Source organism: Dellaglioa sp. CoH-57-MRSF-18, assembly GCF_056781995.1.
Window position 1 is genome coordinate 1 of sequence record NZ_JBXAXX010000105.1, and the last position, 417, is coordinate 417.

Sequence of the window (417 nt, forward strand, 5' to 3'; positions counted from 1 at the left end):
GACCGAGACGTTGCGGTCCTGATCAACGGGATAATGATCCCGAAGGCATACGGCGGCTTGTGGAACTTCGATGGACTGCCCGGCCTCTCGGACCAGACAATGAGTGATGGGCGTCTGCTTATCCAGTTTGGTAACTACGGAGGCCTAAACGGCAACTTCGGATCGATCCCGGGCGTCAACGACACCGTGATCGTGATGTATCCAATAACGCATGGCGCTACAGGCAACTCATATGTTGTGATGGGCAAACCCGTGACGGTGGATGGATACCCGTTTGTTACGGGCACTGCTCTCGAAAACCCGAGCGGTGGTTCGAACGCTAACCCTGTGGTGTCCTACAAGAACGTGGCGTCTGGAGGTTTCGGCACCTGCCAGTCGGCGGTCACCAAGTCGCAGTACCAGTCGATCATTGCTACG

Annotated in this window: 1 protein-coding gene; it reads left to right on the forward strand. The window is 56.4% G+C overall.

Annotated elements, in window-relative coordinates:
* Positions 1-33: 33 nt before the first annotated feature.
* A partial coding sequence (locus tag AC1RPG_RS08280; RefSeq protein WP_481762513.1) for a hypothetical protein occupies positions 34-417 on the forward strand: 384 nt, incomplete at its 3' end.